Genomic DNA, 18,916 nt, shown 5'->3' on the forward strand with positions numbered 1-18,916 from the left:
CTTACTGACGTGCGCGCGTCGTCGTCGCGGCGAGCGTGGGTTGCGGCTGCCCGAACGGATCGAGTTGCTGAACCGGCGGCGGCGGACGCCGGACGATGCGGCGGCGCTTCTTCACCCGATGCGCCCGCGGCTTGGTCGCTTTGCTCTCCGGCGAACTGCTGTCGGCCTTAGAGTCGGCCTTGGGCTTCGCAGGCGGATCCTTCCAGGCCGTGGTCGCCGGGTCGTTCAATGCGGCGAACTTCGCGCTCGCCATGTCGAACGTGGACGAAGCAGAGGCTCCGCTGGGGGCGGTAGGTGCTGGTTTGCTCGTGAGAGCGATCGAAACGGGCTTGGTCTCGGCGATGGAGGCGCTGGCGTCGGCCGGAGTAAGCGTGTTGCTTGAGGCCGGCGCCGCGGCGTCCACCGTCGTCTCGGCCTTGGTCTCCGCATTGGCCGGTTCGGTCGGGACGTCAGCCGGAGCTGCAACGACCAGCGGCGGCTGACGGTCGGTCTCGGTCGTCAGCGCGAAGACCGGCTCGGGCTCGTTCGCCGGTAATCCGATCGTCGGCACCTGGTCACGCCGCGACGGCGCCGGATCGGTGGCTGCTTCCGGCTCGGCGCGCAGAACCGCGAGCACGGGCTGGGCCGGCTCGGGAGCTTGTGCAAACACCTGCTCCTGCGGACCATTCCGCCAGGAGGGGTTGCTGACATACTGCTCGTGGCTGGCCCGCAGCAGCGCGGCGGCGCCCAGGCCGAATACCAGGATGGAAGCTGACAGCAGGATCGCGGCAAACAGGAAGCGAAAGCCGGGAAGCATCGAGGGATTGCGAATTTCCGCCCCGGCGGCGAAGTGGCCAAGGCCCATGAGCCATCTGAACGCGGTGACGGTACTGCTTGCCGCGTTCGCCACGCGGGGATCGAAGCTCAAAGCGGGGGCGAATCAGGCTGATTCGAACATACCGCAACGATTCCCCGCCGTTCCGTAAAAAACGGAGCCGGCGACTCCGGCAATCTCAGTCGTGGGCTGATTTTCGTCCCGTGATGCAAGGAGGCAACGGTAGTCTTGCGGATCACAAATCGGCAAATCAGGCACAAATCCGCCTGCAATGTCTTGAATGTGCCGCTATCTTCGGTCATCTGGCCGTTAACGGTCCGGACGGGGCCCGGGGACTATACAAGAGCGATGATGATCAAACATTTTCTGACGATATGCGCTGCCGCAACAGTCGCTGCGGCGGGAACCTCGCTCGCGCAGGCCCAAAGCTATCCGGTCCAGCAGGCGCCGAGCTATGGCGCGCCGGCCGAATATCGGCCCGGCGACCGCGCGCCGAACTTCGACGCTATGGACGATGAAGACGATTCGATGCCGCAGGCGGCGCTGCCGCCGCCCGGCCCGGATCCGCGCTACTACGGTCGTCCAGCCGGCGCTCCCCCGGTGTATTCCGCCGCGCCGCCGCAGGGTCCGGTGATGTCGCCCGATGATCCCCGTTATGGCCGTCCCGCAGGCGCCCCCGTGTACTCGGCCGCGCCGCCGCAGGGTCCCGTGACGTCGCCCGACGATCCGCGCTACGGCCGCCCCGCCGGCCCGCCTGCGGTGATCTACGCCGATCGTCCGGGTCAGGCGCCCGGCAGTGACGGCCTGCGTCCGCCGGAGGCGGTCGGTGGTCCCGGCGCGACCGGAACGGTCCAGGCCGGTCAGCCGCCCGTTGGCGCCGACGGCCGGCCGATGGCGATCGCCTCGCTGCCGCCCGAAGAGCAGCCCGACGCCGCTCCGGCGCAGTTGCCGCAGAACCTGCGCCGTCAGGAGGTCTCGCTGGCGACCAAGGAGCCGGCCGGAACGCTCATCGTCGATACCCCGAATACCTACCTCTATTACGTGCTCGGCAACGGCCGTGCGATCCGCTACGGCGTCCGCGTCGGCCGCGACGGCTTCACCTGGACCGGCGTGCAGAAGATCACCCGCAAGGCCGAGTGGCCGGATTGGCATCCGCCGACCGAGATGATCGAGCGCCAGCCCTATCTGCCGCGCTTCATGGCCGGCGGTCCCGGCAATCCGCTCGGCGCCCGCGCGATGTATCTCGGCTCGACCGTCTACCGCATCCACGGCACCAACCAGCCCTCGACCATCGGCAAGTTCGTGTCCTCCGGCTGCATCGGCATGCTGAACGAGGACGTCTCCGACCTGTTCGATCGCGTCAAGGTCGGCACCCGCGTGGTGGTGATGCCGGGTGGTCCGCCGCCGGGAACTGCGACCGCATCCGCCGCGCCCGTGCCCGGCGCTGCCGGCCCCGCGCCAATGGCCGCGCAGGCCGGCCCGGTCGGAGGCACCCAGCCGACAGTGGTGCCGCCGCTGCCCGAGCCCGTCACCGTGCGCTGAACCGGCTTCCCAGGAATTGATCTGATACGGCGCGTGATCTTCGGTCACGCGCCGTCGTCATTTGACCCATGCGCATGTCTCGCTTGCGCATGCTTGAACGGCTCCGCACCTCGATTACGTCCGGGAGGATTGCAACGAATTGAGGAGCACAGGATGCGCATCTTTGTTGCGGGCGCGACCGGCGCGGTCGGTCAGTATCTTGTTCCGGCGCTGGTCGCCGCGGGTCATTCGGTGATCGGCACGACACGGAGTGCAGCGAAAACAGAGCTTGTGCGGCGATTGGGTGCGGAGCCGGTCGTCGCCGACGGCCTCGATGCCGACAGTATGCGCGCTGCGGTGATTGCGGCAAAGCCCGACGCCGTCATCCACCAGATGACAGATCTCGCGGCTGCTACGGACCTCCGGCATTTCGATCGGGCTTTCAAGCGAACCAACGAGCTCCGCACCCGCGGAACCGACATTCTGCTCAACGCCGCACGCGAGGCCGGCGCTAGGCGCTTCATCGCGCAAAGCTTCTGCGGCTGGACCTTCAGTCGCGCCGGGGGAACGGTGAAGACCGAGACCGATGAGCTCGACCCGCATCCGCCGCGAGAGCTACGGCGCACGCTTGAGGCAATCCGGTATCTGGAGCGAAGCGTCAGCGCTTCGACGAAGCCGGAGGGCATCGTGCTGCGCTATGGATTCTTCTATGGACCTGGCACCGGAACGCTCTCGCCGGCGATGATCGACCAGCTGCGTCACCGGCGTGTGCCAGTGATCGGCGATGGCGGCGGCACGTGGTCGTTCATTCACACCGAAGATGCCGCCTCTGCCACGCTTGCCGCGCTCGAACGCGGACGCGCCGGCAGCATCTACAATATCGTCGACGATCATCCGGCGCTGGTGAAGGATTGGTTGCCCGCGCTGGCCGAACTGCTTGGTGCGAAGCCGCCGCGTCACATTCCCGCCTGGCTCGGGCGCCTGCTTGCGGGCGAGCACATGGTTGCAATGATGACGGAGGTGCGCGGAGCATCCAACGGTAAGGCCAAGCGCGAGCTCGGCTGGCTGCCGGCGCATGCCTCTTGGCGCGGCGGCTTTGCCGATGCGGCACGGCAGCCCACCAGCCACCGCTGGGCGGCCTGAGGCTTCAGGCCAGCTTCCGCGGCAGCTCGCTGTCCTTGGTGAAGGCGTCGATCGCCTCGACCATCTGGCCGTAATGGATGCGCAAGCCGTCCTCGGTGGCGTAGCCGAGATGCGGCGTCAGCACGAGATTGTCGAGCTTGCGGAAAGGATGGTCCGTCGGCAGCGGCTCGACCGAGAATACGTCGATGCCGGCACCTGCAATCCTCTTCTGCTGCAACGCCTCGAGCAGCGCCTGCTCGTCCACGATCGGCCCGCGCGCGGTGTTGACGAGGAAGGCCGTCGGCTTCATCCGGGCGAGGTCGGCAGCCCCGACCAACCCGCGAGAGCGCTCGCTCAGCACCACATGGATGCTGACGATATCGGCCTTGGCGAACAGCTCCTCCTTGGTGGCGTAGCCGACGCCGGCGTCCTTGCACTTCTCCGGGGTCAGATTCGGGCTCCAGGCGATCACGTTCATGCCGAACGCCGTCGCGATATGAGCCATCTTGCTGCCGAGCTTGCCGAGCCCGACGACGCCGAGCGTCAAGCCCTCGATCTCGACGCCGGCAAAGGCTTGCCAGGGCTCGCCCGCATGCATGCGCGCGTTCTCGCGGCCGATGCCGCGGGTCAGTTCCAGGATCAGGCCCATGGTGAGGGGCGCGGTCGGATCGCGTGAATATTGCGTGCCGCCGATGGTGACGCCCCGCGCCTTGGCGGCCTCCATGTCGATCGAGGCGTTGCGCATGCCTGAGGTCAGCAGCAGCTTCAGCTTCGGCAGGCTCTCGAAGAGGCTCTTGGGGAACGCGGTGCGCTCGCGCATCGCGCAGACGATCTCGAAATCGGCCAGCGCGCTCGCCGCGGCCTGCTCGGAGGCGAAGGGATGGCTGAACACGGTGACGTCGATGCGGTCGGACAGGCTTTGCCAATCGGCGACATCGAGGGCGAGGTTGAAATAGTCGTCGAGAATTGCACAGCGCAGCCGCGTCATCAGCGTTCTTCCATAGCGAGAGGTGGAACCAGGCCATGGTTGCGCGCAATCAGGACCGTGCGCAAGCCGTTCGCGTCTTCAAAAATCCGACAGGTGATGAGGCTCAGAGGTCGCGGGGCTTGAGCCGGATCGGCGCATTCATGCCGTGCTTGGCGCGCCAGGCGGGGCCGGGCCCGCGCATGTAATGCAGTTCGGGCCGGTAGGGGTTGAAAGCGGTGGCGAAGAAGCGCTTCCAGAAGCCCTTGATCTCCGAGGCGAACGCGGAGGCGCTGCCGGCTTCCGCCGGAACGGGAAGGGAATTGGTCTCGATCATGGCCATGACGCTGTCTCGCTGTGCTCCCGTTCATTCTGAGCGGGTGGCGCTGTTTCCGCGCGAAACCGAGCTTTGGCCTGATTTATTAAAAGATAGTTTCAATTGTCCGGATCGGCGGCGGGATGGTGTCCGTCCCGTATTCATCCGTGGTGAACGGAGGGAAAACATTGCCCTTTGGGGGCGGGATCGCTACATCGGCGGCAAGCAAATTTCCTCAAATCGAAGGTTTTCGGGACCGATGGCGCGCCAGTTCATCTATTTCATGCAGGGCCTGACCAAGAGCTACCCGACCCGGAAGGTGCTCGATAACATCCATCTGTCGTTCTACCCGGACGCCAAGATCGGCGTGCTCGGTGTCAACGGCTCGGGCAAGTCGACGCTGCTCAAGATCATGGCCGGCCTTGACAAGGAGTACAACGGCGAGGCTTGGGTCGCCCAGGGCGCCCGCGTCGGCTATCTCGAGCAGGAGCCGCATCTCGATCCGGCTCTCAGCGTGCGCGAGAACGTCATGCTGGGTGTCGCCAAGCAGAAGGCCATCCTCGATCGCTACAACGAACTGGCGATGAACTACTCCGAGGAGACCGCCGACGAGATGACCAAGCTGCAGGACGAGATCGAGGCCCAGGGCCTCTGGGATCTCGACAGCAAGGTCGACCAGGCCATGGACGCGCTGCGCTGTCCGCCCGACGATGCCGACGTGTCGAAACTCTCCGGCGGTGAGCGCCGCCGCGTCGCACTATGCAAGCTGCTGCTCGATCAGCCCGAGCTCCTGCTGCTGGACGAACCGACCAACCATCTCGACGCGGAGTCGGTGTCGTGGCTGGAAGGCCATCTGCGCAACTATCCCGGCGCGATCCTGATCGTCACCCATGACCGCTACTTCCTCGACAATGTCACGAGCTGGATTCTCGAGCTCGATCGCGGCAAGGGCATCCCTTACGAGGGCAATTACTCGTCCTGGCTGCAGCAGAAGCAGAAGCGGCTCGAGCAGGAGGGCCGCGAGGACGCTGCGCATCAGAAGACGCTGGCCCGCGAGCAGGAATGGATCGCATCCTCGCCGAAAGCCCGCCAGGCTAAATCCAAGGCGCGCTATCAGCGCTATGACGAACTGCTGAAACAGGCGAGCGAAAAGCAGACCCAGACCGCGCAGATCACGATTCCAGTGGCCGAGCGCCTAGGTCAGAACGTGGTCGACTTCGAAGGGCTCAGCAAGGGTTTCGGCGATCGCATGCTGATCGACGATCTCACTTTCAAGCTGCCGCCCGGCGGTATCGTCGGCGTGATCGGCGCCAACGGCGCCGGCAAGACCACGCTGTTCAGGATGATCACCAAGCAGGAACAGCCGGACAAGGGCACCATCACGGTCGGCGAAAGCGTTCATCTCGGTTACGTCGACCAGTCGCGCGACGCGCTCGACGGCAGCAAGAACGTGTGGGAGGAGATCTCCGGCGGCAACGAGCTGATCCTGCTCGGCAAGAGGGAAGTCAATTCGCGCGGCTATTGTTCGTCGTTCAACTTCAAGGGCGCCGACCAGCAAAAGAAAGTCGGCGCGCTCTCCGGCGGTGAACGCAACCGCGTGCACCTTGCGAAGATGCTGAAATCAGGCGCCAACGTTCTGCTGCTCGACGAGCCGACCAACGACCTCGACGTCGACACCTTGCGTGCGCTCGAAGAGGCGCTGGAGGATTTCGCCGGCTGCGCCGTCATCATCAGCCATGATCGCTGGTTCCTCGACCGCATCGCGACCCACATCCTGGCCTTCGAGGGCGACAGCCATGTCGAATGGTTCGAGGGCAACTTCCAGGACTACGAGAAGGACAAGATGCGCCGGCTCGGCCAGGACAGCATCATTCCGCATCGCGTGAAGTACAAGAAGCTGACGCGGTGATCTCAGCATGATGCGGCGGGTGCTCATAGCTGCGGTGATCGCTATCACCTGTGGCCTGTCGCCCGTCCGCGCCGCCGACGCCGCCTTCACCCAGTTCATCGCCTCGCAGTGGCCGGAGGCGGAGGCCGCCGGCGTGTCGCGCGCGACGTTCGAGCGAGAGACGCGCGGGCTCGAGCCTGATTACAAGCTGCCGGATCTCATTCTGCCGGGGCGCCCAGCGACCGGTGCGCCGTCGCAGGCCGAGTTCGTGCAGGTGCCGGCCGACTATGTCAGGGAAGCCTCGATCGCGCGGCTTGCGGGCGAGGGGCAGCGGCTGCTCCAAAAACATCGTCAGGCGCTGACCGAGATCGAGAAAAACTCCGGCGTGCCCGCCACCGTCATGCTGGCGATCTGGGGCCGCGAGACCGACTACGGCCGCTACACACTGCCTTACGATCTCGTGCGCGTGCTGGCGACGCAGGCCTATGTCGGCCGCCGCAAGGACACCTATCGCAACGAGTTCATCCTCTCGCTGAAAATTCTCGGCGACGGCGTGGTGACACGCAAGGACATGCGCTCGTCCTGGGCCGGCGCGACCGGGCTCACGCAATTCCTGCCGTCCGAATATTACAAGCACGGCGTCGATTTCGACCGCGACGGCCGCATCGACATCTGGCATTCGGTGCCGGATGCGCTGGCCTCCGCCGCGCAGCAGCTCGTCAACAAGGGCTGGCAGAGCGGCGTGCGCTGGGCTTACGAGGTGCAGGCACCGGCCAAGGTCGATTGCACCGCCGGCGTGCCCGAGGTGACGAAGCCGATCGGCCAGTGGCTGCGCGAAGGCTTTGTGCCGGTGCGTGGACAAAAGCTCACTGCCGCCGAGCAGGCTCACCCGGCCTCGCTGTTGCAACCGGAAGGCATCTACGGCCCGTCCTTCCTGACCACGAAGAACTACTTCGTCATCAAGGAATACAATTTCTCCGATCTCTACGTGCTGTTCGTCGGCCATCTCGCCGACCGCATGACGAGCCCGCAACCGTTCGCGACGGCGTGGTCTGCCTCGAAGCAATTGCGAACCAAGGACGTCGAGGCGATGCAGCGCGGGCTCACGCGCGTCGGACTCTACAAGGATAAGATCGACGGCAAGGCCGGCATGCAGACGCGCGCTGCGCTGGGCGCCTACCAGAAGTCGGCAGGGCTCAAGGTCGATTGCTGGCCAAGCGAAGAGGTGCTGCGCTCAATCCAGGCGGCGCGATAGCTGCTGCAGGGCCAGCTAAAAGAAAAAGCCCGGCCGAGGTGCTCGGCCGGGCTTCGATCGCGGCGCTCATGAGCGCCGTGCGATCAGATCAGTAGCAAACGCGAACCGGGCGGACGGTCCAGCCGTAGCCGTCCCAGTAGCGCTGGCGCTGCCAGTAGCAGGGCGGGGGCGGCGGGCCGGGCTCGGCCACATAAACCGGTCCACCATAGGCGGGACGGCTCGATGCGATGGCGCCGCCGACGATCGCGCCGCCGATCAGGCCGGCTGCGATGCCGACGCCGACGCCGTCATGGGCCTGGGCGGACGGCGTGGCAGTCACCAGCGAACCGGCGATCGTCGCAACCGTGAGGGCGGCAACTAAAGTCTTCTTCATACGCTTAGCTCTCCTGAGAGATGGATGCTCCTTGTTAGGAGCGCCCGGGGTTCAAAGGTTCACGCAGACTCTGATGGATTTGGCCTTGCAGCTAGGAAGCGCGCAAATGGTCAATCCGCGGTAAACGCACACGGAGCTGTGACGAGAAAAAGCGGTCTTTTTCAGGCCCCTGGATGAACGGCGCATCCGGAATGAACCGGCCTGGGACGACTTCAGCCACAGACTCTGGCGCGGCGGACGCGCCAGGCATAACCGTCCCAGAAGCGCTGCTTCTGCCAGACGCAGCCGTCGCCGTAATAGTCGTCGGCGACGTAGCCCGGGCCCGGTGCGTAGTAGCGCGGCGGATAGTAGCCCGGGCTATATCCCGGACCATATGCGTAGCCGGGGCCAGGGCCGGGCCCGTAATAGTACGGAGAGGCCAGCGCCCCACCGACAATGGCGCCGCCGATGATTCCGGCCGCCACGCCCGCGGCGACGCCGCGTTGCGCCTGGGCTGGTGTAGCGGCGCTAAGGGCCACAGCGGCGACGGCAGCGATTGCCAGGAGCGACTTCTTCATTGGCTGACCTTTCGAGCAAAACACGCGGGAACTCTTTGGCGGTAAAGTTCCATATTTCGATTGAATGATCAATGAACGCACCGTTGCCGGGGACGACCAATTAGCATGGACCGCAGCTCAGCCAGGGGAGGGTGATGGTGGGCAACGCGATGATAAATGCATTGATCGCTGCCGGGATCGTCTCCGCGATCGGCTACGGCTGGATCACCCATCTCCAGAACCGCGGCCAGCGGCGCTCCCGCGCCGGGGCCAGCGGCAACAGCGGTGGCGACACCTCCACGGGCACCAGCGACGGCTTCTCGTTGGGGAGCTGGTTTTCCAGCGATAGTTCCGGCAGCCCGGCCGACAGCGGCAGCTGCTCCAGCAGCGATAGCGGCAGTAGTGGCGGAGATTGCGGGGGCGGCGGCGATGGTGGAGGCGGCGGGGGCGACTAGATCCGCCGCAATCTTGATCCAGCGCAAGGCCCTATTTTAGAGCCGTTCTAGGCTGTTCCGGGCTAGTTTGGAATAGCTTCAAATTCCGCTTTTTCCTTTTGCATCCGGCCGGCCCCTTAAATATCGATGATGGCGCATCACCAAAGGGCCTGCCGCTTCCATGATCGTTTGTTCCTGTAACGTGCTGAGCGATGACGACATCCGCGCCGCCGTCGCCGAGTCCGACGACGCTGTGCGCCATGCAAAGCAGGTTTATGGTTGTCTCGGCTGTAGCGCCGAATGCGGCCGCTGTGCTCGGACGATCAAGACCATTATCGACGAAGCGCTCGGCCCCTGTGCCTCGTCCTGCTGCTCCGGCTGCCCGCACAACCACACTGTGGCTGCCAATGACGAGACGGCTCAGCCGGCCGAGTTCGCCCTCGCGGCCTGCTGAAATCTTCCGCAACCCTGGCTGAGCTTTTCCCCGGCTGCGTCCCCGTAGCCGGTTGCTCCAGTCCTCAAACCCATTTAGAAGCGTTCTAAACTCGGTTTACGGCCGATTTGGACTGCAAGAGCTGGAGTGAACCATGCAGGGCGACGCAAAAGTTATCGACTATCTCAACAAGGCACTGCGTCACGAGCTGACTGCGATCAACCAGTATTGGCTGCACTACCGCTTCCTCGACAATTGGGGCCTGCGGGACATGTCCAAGGTCTGGCGCAAGGAGTCCATCGAGGAGATGGAGCACGCCGACAAGCTTACCGAGCGGATCCTGTTCTTCGACGGCTTCCCGAACATGCAGGTGCTCGATCCCTTGCGTATCGGCCAGAACGTCAAGGAGATCATCGAGTGCGATCTCGCCGCCGAGATGAGCGCGCGGGCGCTGTACCAGGAAGCGGCGACCTACTGCCACAGCGTCAAGGACTACGTGACGCGCGACCTGTTCGAGAAGCTGATGAGCGACGAGGAGCACCACATCGACTTCCTCGAGACCCAGCTCGACTTGATCGGCCGCATCGGCCTCGAACTCTATACCCAGAAGCACGTTGGTGGGCTCGAGGGCGAGGGACATTAGTTTGGCGCGTTAGCGCTGCCCACAAATTCCGTGTCGGCCTGATGCGCAAATGCGCACCAGGCCGGAACGACAGCCTGGACGCCAGCTACAACTGCGTCTTGTAGAGCTCTTCCACCATCTCCTGACTCTGCGGCTCACCAAGACCGGTCTGCTCGTGGACCACCTCGACGATGCTCGGCATCACCGAGCGCGGCACCTTCTCGGATGACCACAGCTTCGAGCGCATCAGGGCCTTGCCGCAGTGGAAATAGACTTCGCTGACGGCGACGTTCAGCACCGCGCGCGGCGACTTGCCAAACTCCACCATCGACGCGAGTAGGTCCGGATCGGCCGGCAGCGTACCGCGGCCGCCGACGCGCAGCGTCTCGTCGATGCCGGGGACGAAGAACAACAGATGCACGAAGCCCGAGCCCTCGACGACATTTCGAAAACTGTCGATCCGGTTGTTGCCGGAGCGATCAGGCATCAGCAGCTGGTTGGGGCCGGCGACGTGGACGAAGCCAGTGCCGCCGCCGCGTGGTGAGGCATCGACGCTGCCGCCCGCTCCCGATGTCGCGAGCACGCAGAACGGCGACATCTCGATGAATTTCTTCGCATGCGCATCGATCGCGGGACGCGCTTTCGCGATCACGCGCGGGCTCGGCTGGGCATAGATGGTGGCGAGGTCTTCGGCGCAAAGATCAGTCACGAAGGTCTCCCTGATTGAATGCCCGAGAATATCATCTCTCGGCCCGATCGCTATCCCCCTTGTCGCGCCGCCACGGCCAGTCGATCACGCCCGCGCAGTACAGGGCCCACCAGATCAGCATCGGCTGAAGCGCCAGCCGCGGCCCGTGATAGAGCCAGCTGTTGGGGATGGGTGGAAGGTCGATGCCCTCCAGGGCATGCTTGATGTTTGCCGGCCACACGCAAAGCGCATAGAGCGCGAGCGCAACGCCCGCCCACCAGCGCAGCGGCTTCGTCACCAGCGCAATCGCGCCCGCGATCTCGCAGACGCCAGTGATGAGGATCAGTTGTGTTGCAAACGGAACCCAGGCCGGCGTGATCGCAAGCAGCTTGTCGGGAACAAGGAGATGCGCGATGCCAGCCGCGATGTAAAACGCTGCCAGCACAAAGCGCATGACAGCGTGTGTTCTGTCGTTCGCAGGAGCCATCGGTCGAACTAGCACGCGCGGCGCCGAGGCGCTATCGCGCGCTACACCGCGTCCGCCGGCACAAAGCAACTGATGATGATGGCTCCGCGGTGACGGACGTACCACACCACGGCCTGACCGACCGGATTGCCGCGGTCGCGGATGATGGCGCGCTCGGGCACCTCCATCCATTGTCCCTCGATCGGCACCCAATAGGCGCCACTGCGCACGTCGTACTCCGTGCGATGGCCGTCGGAGACGTCGCAGCAGGGCACGCCGTTCGGTGCGATCACGCTCTTGAACCAGGCGCGGATGTCGGGCGGGACGTGATCATATTGCCCGTTGTCGAACGCGAAAGCGGCGCTCGTCAGCGCGGTCAGCCAAACGCACAGTGCGAGCCTGTGCATGCGATCCTCCTCATCGCGTGTCGTGCCATACGCGTGATTGTCTCACGCGTCGATTCGTACATCGATGCGATTAAGCCCGAGCCGCCAGCGTAATGCATGCTCAAATAATATGCGGGGTAGACGGCCGGTGATGCGATGCAAAATCAGCGACGCGCAGATTCGATCGTTTGCTGCGGCGCGGCTTGCAGCAATTGCTGGACCTGCTCGCTGTAGAATTTTGCGTTTCCGGTGGTGCCGTGGCCGCGCGTTTGGGTGCTGGCGGGGATGAGATACAGCTTGCCGTTCTTGACCCGCGTCATCGCGGCGTCCGTGATGCCGGTCTCGGGCGGGTTGCGTTCGTCGTCCGCGGAATTGATCAGCAGCAGCGACGCTTCGATAGCCTCCAGCTTCTCGCCGGCATTGTAGTCATGCGAGGACTCCCACTGGTAGACGAAGTCGTTGGCATCCGCCGTGATCGGCATGGCCAGCCGCTCGTCGACGATCTTGTCGGCCTTGGCCGCCGTCGGCGCCTGCGATTGATAGGCCAGCGTTCCGCCGATGCTCGCGATGCCGTAGGCGGTGATCGCGTATTTCATCATGCGCGGCTGGCCGGTGTAATTACCGCCGTTGTAGTCGGGATCGCTGCGGATGGTGTCGAGCATGATCCGCCGCAGCATCCAGTTGCGGGACGCCATCTCGGTCGGCTGCGAGGCCATCGGGATCAGCGCGTCCATCGCCTTCGGATATTTCTCGCCCCATAGCCAGGTGTGCATGCCGCCCATCGAATTGCCGATGACGAGCCGCAGGTGCTTGATGCCGAGCCCTTCCGTGACCAGGCGATACTGGGCTTCGACCATGTCGTCGTAATTGTATTTCGGGAAGCTCGTCTTCATCCCGTCGGACGGCTTTGACGATTTGCCATGGCCGACATTGTCGGGAATGATGATGTAGTATTTGGAGGCATCGAGTGGCTGTCCCGCGCCGAACAGCTCGCCGGCAAACGCTGATGACAGCATGCTCGCGCCCGAGCCGCCGGTGCCGTGCAGCACCAGGACCGGCTGGCCGCTGGGTTCACCCACGGTGGTGTAGTGCAGCTTCAGCTCCGGCATGGTCTCGCCGGTGTGGAACTTGAAGTTCCTGGCGACCCAGTCGCCCTGTTTCGGCGCCGGATAATCGGCCGCCCATGCGGATGTCGAGATGGCCGACAACGAGACGGACAACAGGATGGCTGACAGTGCCGCGCAAGAAGCTTTCATGTTTATTCCCCCCGTGCGGCTCTGGTCGGCGGCCGCGTTGCGGCGGAACTTAGCAGAACTGTCCGGAAGGATGTAGGATTTCGTTTTCGCCGTTCGTCCTCGAGGGAAAGGTCAGGAGAGACTGCATGTGCCGCAACATCAAGACGCTGTTCAACTTCGAGCCGGAAGCGACGGAGGACGAGATCCACGCCAGCGCACTCCAGTTCGTTCGCAAACTGTCCGGCTTCAACAAGCCGTCGCAGGCCAACGAGGCGGCCTTCGATCGTGCGGTGGCGGAGGTCTCGGAGGCTGCGCGAAAACTGCTGACGTCGCTGCACACCCACGCCCCGGCACGCGACCGTGAGGTCGAGGCGGAAAAGGCCAAGGAACGTTCGCGGCTGCGCTTCGGTTAGGCGGCTCGCGCGTCCGTTCCGTGACTTGGCTCACGGTGGAAGCGGTCGCAACGCGCAATGATGTTCGCCGGGCTTTTGACACCCCGGAGCACGACCATGAGCCGCCCCCTTCTTCCGCTGAAAGCAGGTGCCATCGTTTTCACGCTGCTGTGGACCGCGTGGATGACGTGGTGGAGTGGCTCGTTCTCGAGCGCGAGCGTCGTGATCTTGGCCTTGTGCGGCGCAGCGGTCGGCTATCTCTGGTACCGCGCCATGCGCTGGCAGTTCGAGCGCATGGGCATGCTGCCGCGACGTGAGAACGGGACGAAATAGATTCGTCAGTCCTTGCCGTGCTTCTTCTTTTTCTTCTTTTTCCTGAGATCGCCTTCGCTGTCCTCGTCCTCGTGACCGAGGGGCGCATCGTCGGTCTCCTGCACGGCTGCCTCGAGCGCCTCGCGCTCGGCGGCTTCATGCTCGCGCTGGCGGCGGCGCTCGTCCCAGGCATCGAACAGTTGATCGAGCCACGGCAACACCTGTTCGATCGACGGCAATGGGCCGGGCGGACCGGGCTCGCCACGCGGGCCCTGCGGCCCCGCCGGCCCTTGCGGTCCGACAGGTCCCTGTGCACCGGCCACCCCGCGCGGTCCGGCTTCGCCCTGCTTGCCTTGCGGACCGGGCTTGCCCAGCGGTCCGGCCTTCCCGACCGGACCCGGCTTGCCCTGCGGACCCGGCTTGCCGCGCGCGCCATCCGGCCCGCGCTTGCCTGGATGACCCTGCGGTCCCGGCCGCCCCGGTTCGCCCTGCCGTCCGCGCGGTCCCTGAGGTCCCTGCCGTTTTTGTTCGTCTGCCACGCCACTGCTCCCTTGACCGGAAGCAAGCTAATTAGCGGCGTTTGACGACAGCAGCAATTCCGCCCGGGCTCGCGCCTGGGCATGATCAACACCAATCGGCGGCACGTCGCGCGCTAGTCGTGATAGGCGGGGACCTCGATGCCGGAGGCGGCATAGAGCCTGATCTTGTTGCGCAGCGTGCGCACCGAGAGGCCGAGCACGCGCGACGCGCGCGTGCGATTGCCGTCGCAGCGCGCGAGCGTCTGGAGCACGAGCTCACGCTCGACCTCGTCGACGGTCGCGCCGATCAGCAGCGGAACGATCTGGTTCGGTGAAAGGACATACGCGCCCGGTTCGGACGCAGCGACATGAACAGTGGTCATCGACACACTCCCCGATCAACGCCCGCTTCCGTCTTTGGAAGCGGATCGAGAACAAACGACCCCCAAGCCGTAAATCTACGGTGGGCGGGTTTGGTTAACGAAAGGTTAACCGCGGGGCGATCGCACCAATTGACCTTGGGAATGCCGCCGCACCGCCGCGATTGGCACGGACTGCATATTCCTGCGAGCATACTCCGCATTACAAAGCAGGCTCGCTCACACGGTCCGGTATCCGCCGTCCACCATCACGATCGTTCCCGTGACGTAGGCTGACATATCCGACGCAAGGAAGATCGCTGGACCCACGATGTCCTCGGGCTTGCCGGTGCGCGCCAGCGGGGTGTGATCGACGAAGGCCTGCACCAGCGCGGGATTGGTCGCGCGCACATTGGCGTTGATGTTGGTCTCGATGAAGCCCGGCCCGATCGCATTGACGCGCACGCCCTCCTTGCCAAGCTCGACCGCGAGCGCCTTGGTGAAGCCGAGCACTCCGTGTTTCGAGGTGGTGTAGGCGGCCGAGCTCGGCGTGCGCAGATGCACGAAGGACTGGATCGAGCCGATATTGACGATGCGACCCTTGGCTGCGCGCAACGGGCTGAGGAACGCCTGCGTCATGTTGAAGACGCCGTTGAGGTTGAGCGAGATGATGTCGTTCCAGTCCTTCGCCACCGTCTCCGGCTCGGCGGTGAAGGCGTTGCGGCGGGTGATGCCGGCATTGTTGACGAGGATCGAGACCTGCCCGATCTTGTCGGCGACCTGCCTGGCGAGCGAAAAGCAGTCGTCGCGTTTGGTCACGTCGAGGGCGAAGCTCTCGGCCTTGCCCCCGGACTTGCGGATGCCCTCGGCGGCTTCCGCGACCGTGTCGGCGTTGACGTCGAGCAGCACCACTTGCGCGCCCTCGCGGGCGTAGCCGGCCGCGATGGCCCGGCCGATGCCCGAACCGGCGCCCGTGACGATCGCGATGTGGTTTGCGAGCAATGCCATGACAATTTCCTCCCGATTTCTTTTCGAAGTTTCATGAAAGGCTAACTCGAAATTAAGGGGTCGGAAACGGCGGCCTTGGCATACTGGTCTTGATTGCTAAACGTTGCGCGCATGATGGAACGGCTTGAATCCTGGAAACTGGCACTCGAACGCCTGCGGTCGGCGGACGGCGCCGATTGGGCCGAGGCGGGCCGGCTGGTGGCCGAGATCGCGCGGATGAGCACCGATACCATGCTGCGTCAGGCTGCCGAGCAGGCGCTTCCGGTGCTGCGCCAGGCCGTGGACAACGACGATCACAGTGTCACGCTGGCGGCCCGCCGCCGTCTCGGTGTGGTGCTCGACGTCATTCACGACCTGACCGCGCCGCGCTTCGGCCGCCGCAATGCTGCGCCGAAAAAATTGTCCAGCGAGGATCGCGCCCGCAAGGTGCTCGGCCTGCCGCTCGCGGTGCAGCTCACCTGCGAGGACATCAACCAGGCCTATCGCCGCGCGGCCAAGGGCATGCACCCCGACCAGGGCGGCAGCGCGCAAGCCTTCATCGACCTCGCCGCCGCGCGCGATGTCCTGATCCATCCCCGCGCGTACAAGGACGCGTGAGGGCTCAGCTCTTGTTCACGCAGCTCGGATAGGGCGCGGCTTCGCCTGCTACGATCGGGCAGAGCTCGATCGGGCTGAGCGCGCGCAAACGCGCCTGCCAGCGGTTGTCGTTCACCGGCGGCTCGTCGGTTTCGGGGCCGCGCTCGGCCCACTGGATCGTGTAATAGTCGCTCGTGCCCTTCAGCGTGACCAGCAGTGCGGTCTCGCTGTGCCGCGTCGGGCCGCTATCCACGCGGCCGCAGCCGATCACGGCGACGAAACCTTCGAAGCGGCCGAACGTGGTGGCGCCGAGCGGCCTTGCCGCAAAGCTGTCGGGGCAGGCGGATTGGAAACCGCTCGCGATCGAGCCCGCGAATTTCTCCGGCGATGCCCCTGGAGCGAGCGTCATGCCCTTCTCGCCGGTCACGGTGATCATCTCGGTCCAGCGTTCAGGCGTCTCGCCCCTCAGCACGGCCTCGCGGATGTAGTGGACGCCCGTGGTGTTCTCGAACACCACGGAAAAATTCGAAGGCATCGCGAAGCTGACCAACTGGCCGAACACCGGCGAGATCACGCGAAAGGATTGCGGGGCCTGCGCGTTCGCCGTTGCGGCGAGCAGGAGCAATGCGGCGAAAATCGTTGCTGTCGCCGGTGCGCGCATCGATTGGCTCCAAGGCCAGGAGGTGAAAGAACGAGCGTGCAAAAACAAGCAGGCAAGGATGCTGGTTGGCGCGGGACGCTTGGGGGTGCGCCCGGGAAAGATGTGAGTAGGTCCGCCAACCGGCCAGGTTCAAAGCGCGTGCGCGGAATTGCGTGATTTCGCCCGGAAAGCCAGTTGTCCGTCCCAAAAGAAAAGGGCGGACCGCTTGCGCGATCCGCCCCTTCAAATCCGATCTGTCGCGTCACGCTTAGAGCGTGCAGCGGCGCTCCGCGCGCAGCTTGATCTGGAGCTCCGAGGCGGCCGTGAAGGTCGGGAGCGGCTTGCTGACGACCTTGTAGGTCGACACGCCCCACTGGAACGGCTTGTACTTGAGGTCTTCGTTCCAGACCTGGCAGATGCCGGTGTTGTCCCAGCGGATCACGTAATAGCCGACCGCGGCAGAGGCCGGCACGGCGAACACGGAGGTGGCGATGCCGGCAACGGCACAGAGGGCGAGAACGCGACGCATGAAATATCTCCTGATGGGAACGTGAGACAGAAACTGGTGCGGCAAAATGGTGCGGCTGGCAAGCGGGGCGGCGACCGTTCACGGACATGTCAGCCGTTGGTCGGCTGTTCGGATGACCCTTATGCCTTGACTGTCGCCTGACTATCACACGTCTATCCCTTGGCCAGCGATGCCACCGCCTCGATCTCGATCAGCATCTTCGGATCGGGCAGTGCGTGGACCACGCAGGTGGTGCGGGCAGGGTAGGGTGGCGGGCCGAAGGCGCCGGCATAGAGCGCGTTCATGGCAGCGACATCGGAGGCGCGGGTCAGCAGCACGTTGACCTTGACGAGATCACGAATGCCAGCGCCGGCCTCCGCCAGCACGCGCTTGATGTTGACGACGACATTGGCGAACTGCGCCTCGAAGCCTTCGGGCAGCGCGCCGCTCGCGTCGAAGCCGGGAATGCCGGAGACGAACAGGAGATCGCCGGCGCGCGTGGCAAAGGACAGCGGCGGCGCCTTGACGTGGGGCGGGGGCGCGAAATGCTGGATCGGCATGGGATCACCTTGGATGGACGGCTGGAAGCGCAAGCGTAGCGGCAGGCCAGGGCGCCTCCAACAAAAAACGCGAAAACAACCCCATGCACAGTAGGCATCCGGCGGAAATCATTGATGTTTCTTTTTGACTTCGGGAAAAGCAAAATAATCGTTGCTCCGTCGGGCAAAACAGGAGCAGAATGGCATGATGGCGGGTGAGCGTCTTGTCGCGCCAAGCTCCGCCGTCATGCCCCGGCTCGACCGGGGCATCCAGTACGCCGCGGCGTCTCCGTATCACACCGCGGTCTCTGGAATGCTGGATCGCCCGGTTAAACCGGGCGATGACAGTTGAATGCGCTGCTGCAGCTCGCGCCTCAATGCCGCCCCCATCATGTTGCCGCCGCGATGCATCGGATACATTCGCTGCGTCTGATTCGTTTCCCTCGTTGAAGAATAGCCCCCGGAGACCCCCAATGAAGTTCGCATCCACCCTTCGCGCCGCGCTGGTCGGCATTGCCGCGCTCGCCGGCCTCTCGACCTCGGCGCTGGCCGACGGCGGCACCGTGGTGCTGACGATCTACAAGGCGGGCTGGATCATCGGCGGCTCCGGCGGCTCCGGCGTGCTGAACTTCCGCGGCCGCGCCTATTCGCTCTCGACCGGCGGTCTCGACTACGGCCTCGTCTTCGGCGGCTCCAAGACCGTGCTGCGCGGCCGCGTCTCCAACATCAACCGGCCCTCCGACATCGCCGGCGTCTACGGCGCCGCCGGTGCGGGCATCGCGGTGGGTCGCGGCGCGCGTGCGATCGTGCTGACCAACCAGAAGGGCGCCGTGCTCGAGCTGTCCGGCACGCAGGTCGGCCTGATGGCGAATGCGGATCTGAGCGGGCTCGCGATCACGATGCGGTAGGGCGAGTGCCGGAGGACTTGCCGTAGGGTGGGCAAAGGCGCGCAAGCGCCGTGCCCACCACGGTGTCAGCCGCATACGAAAAGTTGGTGGGCACGCTTCGCTT

General features: G+C 64.8%; 26 protein-coding genes. 11 read left to right on the plus strand and 15 right to left on the minus strand.

Features of this window, described 5'->3' with window-relative positions:
• Position 1: 1 nt before the first annotated feature.
• Positions 2 to 844 (minus strand): hypothetical protein, encoded by an 843-nt coding sequence (locus ABIC03_RS20100; protein WP_354060891.1) that lies wholly within the window; start codon positions 842 to 844, stop codon positions 2 to 4.
• Between the two features lie 321 nt (positions 845 to 1,165).
• Between ABIC03_RS20100 and ABIC03_RS20105 the strand changes: the two genes are divergently transcribed.
• Positions 1,166 to 2,356: a L,D-transpeptidase family protein gene (locus ABIC03_RS20105; RefSeq protein WP_354060375.1), complete on the plus strand. Its 1,191-nt coding sequence runs from the start codon at positions 1,166 to 1,168 to the stop codon at positions 2,354 to 2,356.
• Between the two features lie 153 nt (positions 2,357 to 2,509).
• Positions 2,510 to 3,478: an NAD-dependent epimerase/dehydratase family protein gene (locus ABIC03_RS20110; RefSeq protein ID WP_354060377.1), complete on the plus strand. Its 969-nt coding sequence runs from the start codon at positions 2,510 to 2,512 to the stop codon at positions 3,476 to 3,478.
• A 4-nt stretch (positions 3,479 to 3,482) separates the two neighbouring features.
• On the opposite strand, the gene ABIC03_RS20115 is transcribed toward ABIC03_RS20110, so the two are convergent.
• Together ABIC03_RS20115 and ABIC03_RS20120 are read right to left on the minus strand one after the other, a co-directional pair.
• Positions 3,483 to 4,445 (minus strand): D-2-hydroxyacid dehydrogenase family protein, encoded by a 963-nt coding sequence (locus ABIC03_RS20115; protein ID WP_354060379.1) that lies wholly within the window; start codon positions 4,443 to 4,445, stop codon positions 3,483 to 3,485.
• A gap of 103 nt (positions 4,446 to 4,548) precedes the next feature.
• Positions 4,549 to 4,764: a hypothetical protein gene (locus ABIC03_RS20120; protein WP_275169192.1), complete on the minus strand. Its 216-nt coding sequence runs from the start codon at positions 4,762 to 4,764 to the stop codon at positions 4,549 to 4,551.
• A gap of 232 nt (positions 4,765 to 4,996) precedes the next feature.
• Here ABIC03_RS20120 and ettA point away from each other — a divergent pair, with 232 nt between their 5' ends.
• A complete protein-coding gene (ettA, locus tag ABIC03_RS20125; protein ID WP_027519709.1) occupies positions 4,997 to 6,646 on the plus strand; it encodes an energy-dependent translational throttle protein EttA in 1,650 nt (549 codons plus the stop codon).
• A 7-nt stretch (positions 6,647 to 6,653) separates the two neighbouring features.
• A complete protein-coding gene (locus ABIC03_RS20130) occupies positions 6,654 to 7,880 on the plus strand; it encodes a lytic murein transglycosylase (protein WP_354060382.1) in 1,227 nt (408 codons plus the stop codon).
• Between the two features lie 88 nt (positions 7,881 to 7,968).
• Here ABIC03_RS20130 and ABIC03_RS20135 read toward each other — a convergent pair whose 3' ends face one another.
• Together ABIC03_RS20135 and ABIC03_RS20140 are read right to left on the minus strand one after the other, a co-directional pair.
• A complete protein-coding gene (locus ABIC03_RS20135) occupies positions 7,969 to 8,253 on the minus strand; it encodes a hypothetical protein (RefSeq protein ID WP_007613695.1) in 285 nt (94 codons plus the stop codon).
• Between the two features lie 212 nt (positions 8,254 to 8,465).
• Entirely contained in the window at positions 8,466 to 8,810 is a 345-nt protein-coding gene (locus ABIC03_RS20140) for a hypothetical protein (protein WP_275169189.1), read from the minus strand.
• 134 nt (positions 8,811 to 8,944) lie between these two features.
• Here ABIC03_RS20140 and ABIC03_RS20145 point away from each other — a divergent pair, with 134 nt between their 5' ends.
• The 3 genes from ABIC03_RS20145 to bfr all read left to right on the plus strand — a co-directional run bounded on the left by ABIC03_RS20145 (position 8,945) and on the right by bfr (position 10,299).
• Complete coding sequence (locus ABIC03_RS20145; RefSeq protein WP_275169187.1) at positions 8,945 to 9,244, plus strand: hypothetical protein; 300 nt, start codon at positions 8,945 to 8,947, stop codon at positions 9,242 to 9,244.
• Between the two features lie 160 nt (positions 9,245 to 9,404).
• Positions 9,405 to 9,677: a (2Fe-2S)-binding protein gene (locus tag ABIC03_RS20150; RefSeq protein ID WP_027570626.1), complete on the plus strand. Its 273-nt coding sequence runs from the start codon at positions 9,405 to 9,407 to the stop codon at positions 9,675 to 9,677.
• Between the two features lie 133 nt (positions 9,678 to 9,810).
• Positions 9,811 to 10,299, plus strand: a complete 489-nt coding sequence (bfr, locus tag ABIC03_RS20155) for a bacterioferritin (RefSeq protein WP_007600720.1) — start codon at positions 9,811 to 9,813, stop codon at positions 10,297 to 10,299.
• A gap of 85 nt (positions 10,300 to 10,384) precedes the next feature.
• Here bfr and ABIC03_RS20160 read toward each other — a convergent pair whose 3' ends face one another.
• The 4 genes from ABIC03_RS20160 to ABIC03_RS20175 all read right to left on the minus strand — a co-directional run bounded on the left by ABIC03_RS20160 (position 10,385) and on the right by ABIC03_RS20175 (position 13,074).
• Positions 10,385 to 10,987 carry an MSMEG_1061 family FMN-dependent PPOX-type flavoprotein gene (locus ABIC03_RS20160; RefSeq protein WP_354060385.1) on the minus strand — a complete coding sequence of 201 codons (603 nt, stop codon included), beginning with the start codon at positions 10,985 to 10,987 and terminating at the stop codon, positions 10,385 to 10,387.
• Between the two features lie 31 nt (positions 10,988 to 11,018).
• Positions 11,019 to 11,420 carry a DoxX family protein gene (locus tag ABIC03_RS20165; RefSeq protein ID WP_502916928.1) on the minus strand — a complete coding sequence of 134 codons (402 nt, stop codon included), beginning with the start codon at positions 11,418 to 11,420 and terminating at the stop codon, positions 11,019 to 11,021.
• A 74-nt stretch (positions 11,421 to 11,494) separates the two neighbouring features.
• Entirely contained in the window at positions 11,495 to 11,839 is a 345-nt protein-coding gene (locus ABIC03_RS20170) for a hypothetical protein (protein ID WP_354060389.1), read from the minus strand.
• Between the two features lie 143 nt (positions 11,840 to 11,982).
• Positions 11,983 to 13,074, minus strand: coding sequence for an alpha/beta fold hydrolase (locus tag ABIC03_RS20175; protein WP_354060391.1), 1,092 nt, complete (start codon positions 13,072 to 13,074; stop codon positions 11,983 to 11,985).
• 125 nt (positions 13,075 to 13,199) lie between these two features.
• Between ABIC03_RS20175 and ABIC03_RS20180 the strand changes: the two genes are divergently transcribed.
• Together ABIC03_RS20180 and ABIC03_RS20185 are read left to right on the plus strand one after the other, a co-directional pair.
• Entirely contained in the window at positions 13,200 to 13,466 is a 267-nt protein-coding gene (locus tag ABIC03_RS20180) for a DUF2277 domain-containing protein (RefSeq protein ID WP_018454139.1), read from the plus strand.
• Positions 13,467 to 13,562: 96 nt separating this feature from the next.
• A complete protein-coding gene (locus ABIC03_RS20185; protein ID WP_007613682.1) occupies positions 13,563 to 13,778 on the plus strand; it encodes a hypothetical protein in 216 nt (71 codons plus the stop codon).
• A gap of 5 nt (positions 13,779 to 13,783) precedes the next feature.
• On the opposite strand, the gene ABIC03_RS20190 is transcribed toward ABIC03_RS20185, so the two are convergent.
• The 3 genes from ABIC03_RS20190 to ABIC03_RS20200 form a co-directional block, all read right to left on the minus strand.
• Positions 13,784 to 14,296: a collagen-like protein gene (locus ABIC03_RS20190; RefSeq protein WP_354060393.1), complete on the minus strand. Its 513-nt coding sequence runs from the start codon at positions 14,294 to 14,296 to the stop codon at positions 13,784 to 13,786.
• Between the two features lie 113 nt (positions 14,297 to 14,409).
• Positions 14,410 to 14,658, minus strand: a complete 249-nt coding sequence (locus ABIC03_RS20195) for a helix-turn-helix domain-containing protein (RefSeq protein ID WP_018454141.1) — start codon at positions 14,656 to 14,658, stop codon at positions 14,410 to 14,412.
• 216 nt (positions 14,659 to 14,874) lie between these two features.
• Positions 14,875 to 15,642 carry an SDR family NAD(P)-dependent oxidoreductase gene (locus ABIC03_RS20200; RefSeq protein ID WP_354060396.1) on the minus strand — a complete coding sequence of 256 codons (768 nt, stop codon included), beginning with the start codon at positions 15,640 to 15,642 and terminating at the stop codon, positions 14,875 to 14,877.
• A 111-nt stretch (positions 15,643 to 15,753) separates the two neighbouring features.
• On the opposite strand from ABIC03_RS20200, the gene ABIC03_RS20205 reads away from it, so the two are divergent.
• On the plus strand, positions 15,754 to 16,239 hold the full coding sequence (locus tag ABIC03_RS20205; RefSeq protein ID WP_354060398.1) for a J domain-containing protein: 486 nt from the start codon (positions 15,754 to 15,756) through the stop codon (positions 16,237 to 16,239).
• A 4-nt stretch (positions 16,240 to 16,243) separates the two neighbouring features.
• Here the strand turns inward: ABIC03_RS20205 and ABIC03_RS20210 are convergent, their stop codons facing one another.
• The 3 genes from ABIC03_RS20210 to ABIC03_RS20220 form a co-directional block, all read right to left on the minus strand.
• Positions 16,244 to 16,879 (minus strand): hypothetical protein, encoded by a 636-nt coding sequence (locus ABIC03_RS20210; protein WP_354060400.1) that lies wholly within the window; start codon positions 16,877 to 16,879, stop codon positions 16,244 to 16,246.
• Between the two features lie 247 nt (positions 16,880 to 17,126).
• Positions 17,127 to 17,387 carry a hypothetical protein gene (locus tag ABIC03_RS20215; RefSeq protein ID WP_007613673.1) on the minus strand — a complete coding sequence of 87 codons (261 nt, stop codon included), beginning with the start codon at positions 17,385 to 17,387 and terminating at the stop codon, positions 17,127 to 17,129.
• 152 nt (positions 17,388 to 17,539) lie between these two features.
• Entirely contained in the window at positions 17,540 to 17,926 is a 387-nt protein-coding gene (locus ABIC03_RS20220; protein ID WP_354060402.1) for a RidA family protein, read from the minus strand.
• Between the two features lie 452 nt (positions 17,927 to 18,378).
• On the opposite strand from ABIC03_RS20220, the gene ABIC03_RS20225 reads away from it, so the two are divergent.
• Complete coding sequence (locus tag ABIC03_RS20225) at positions 18,379 to 18,813, plus strand: hypothetical protein (protein WP_027519692.1); 435 nt, start codon at positions 18,379 to 18,381, stop codon at positions 18,811 to 18,813.
• Positions 18,814 to 18,916 lie beyond the last annotated feature (103 nt).

It is taken from the genome of Bradyrhizobium sp. RT6a, from assembly GCF_040547675.1.
Taxonomy (GTDB): domain Bacteria; phylum Pseudomonadota; class Alphaproteobacteria; order Rhizobiales; family Xanthobacteraceae; genus Bradyrhizobium.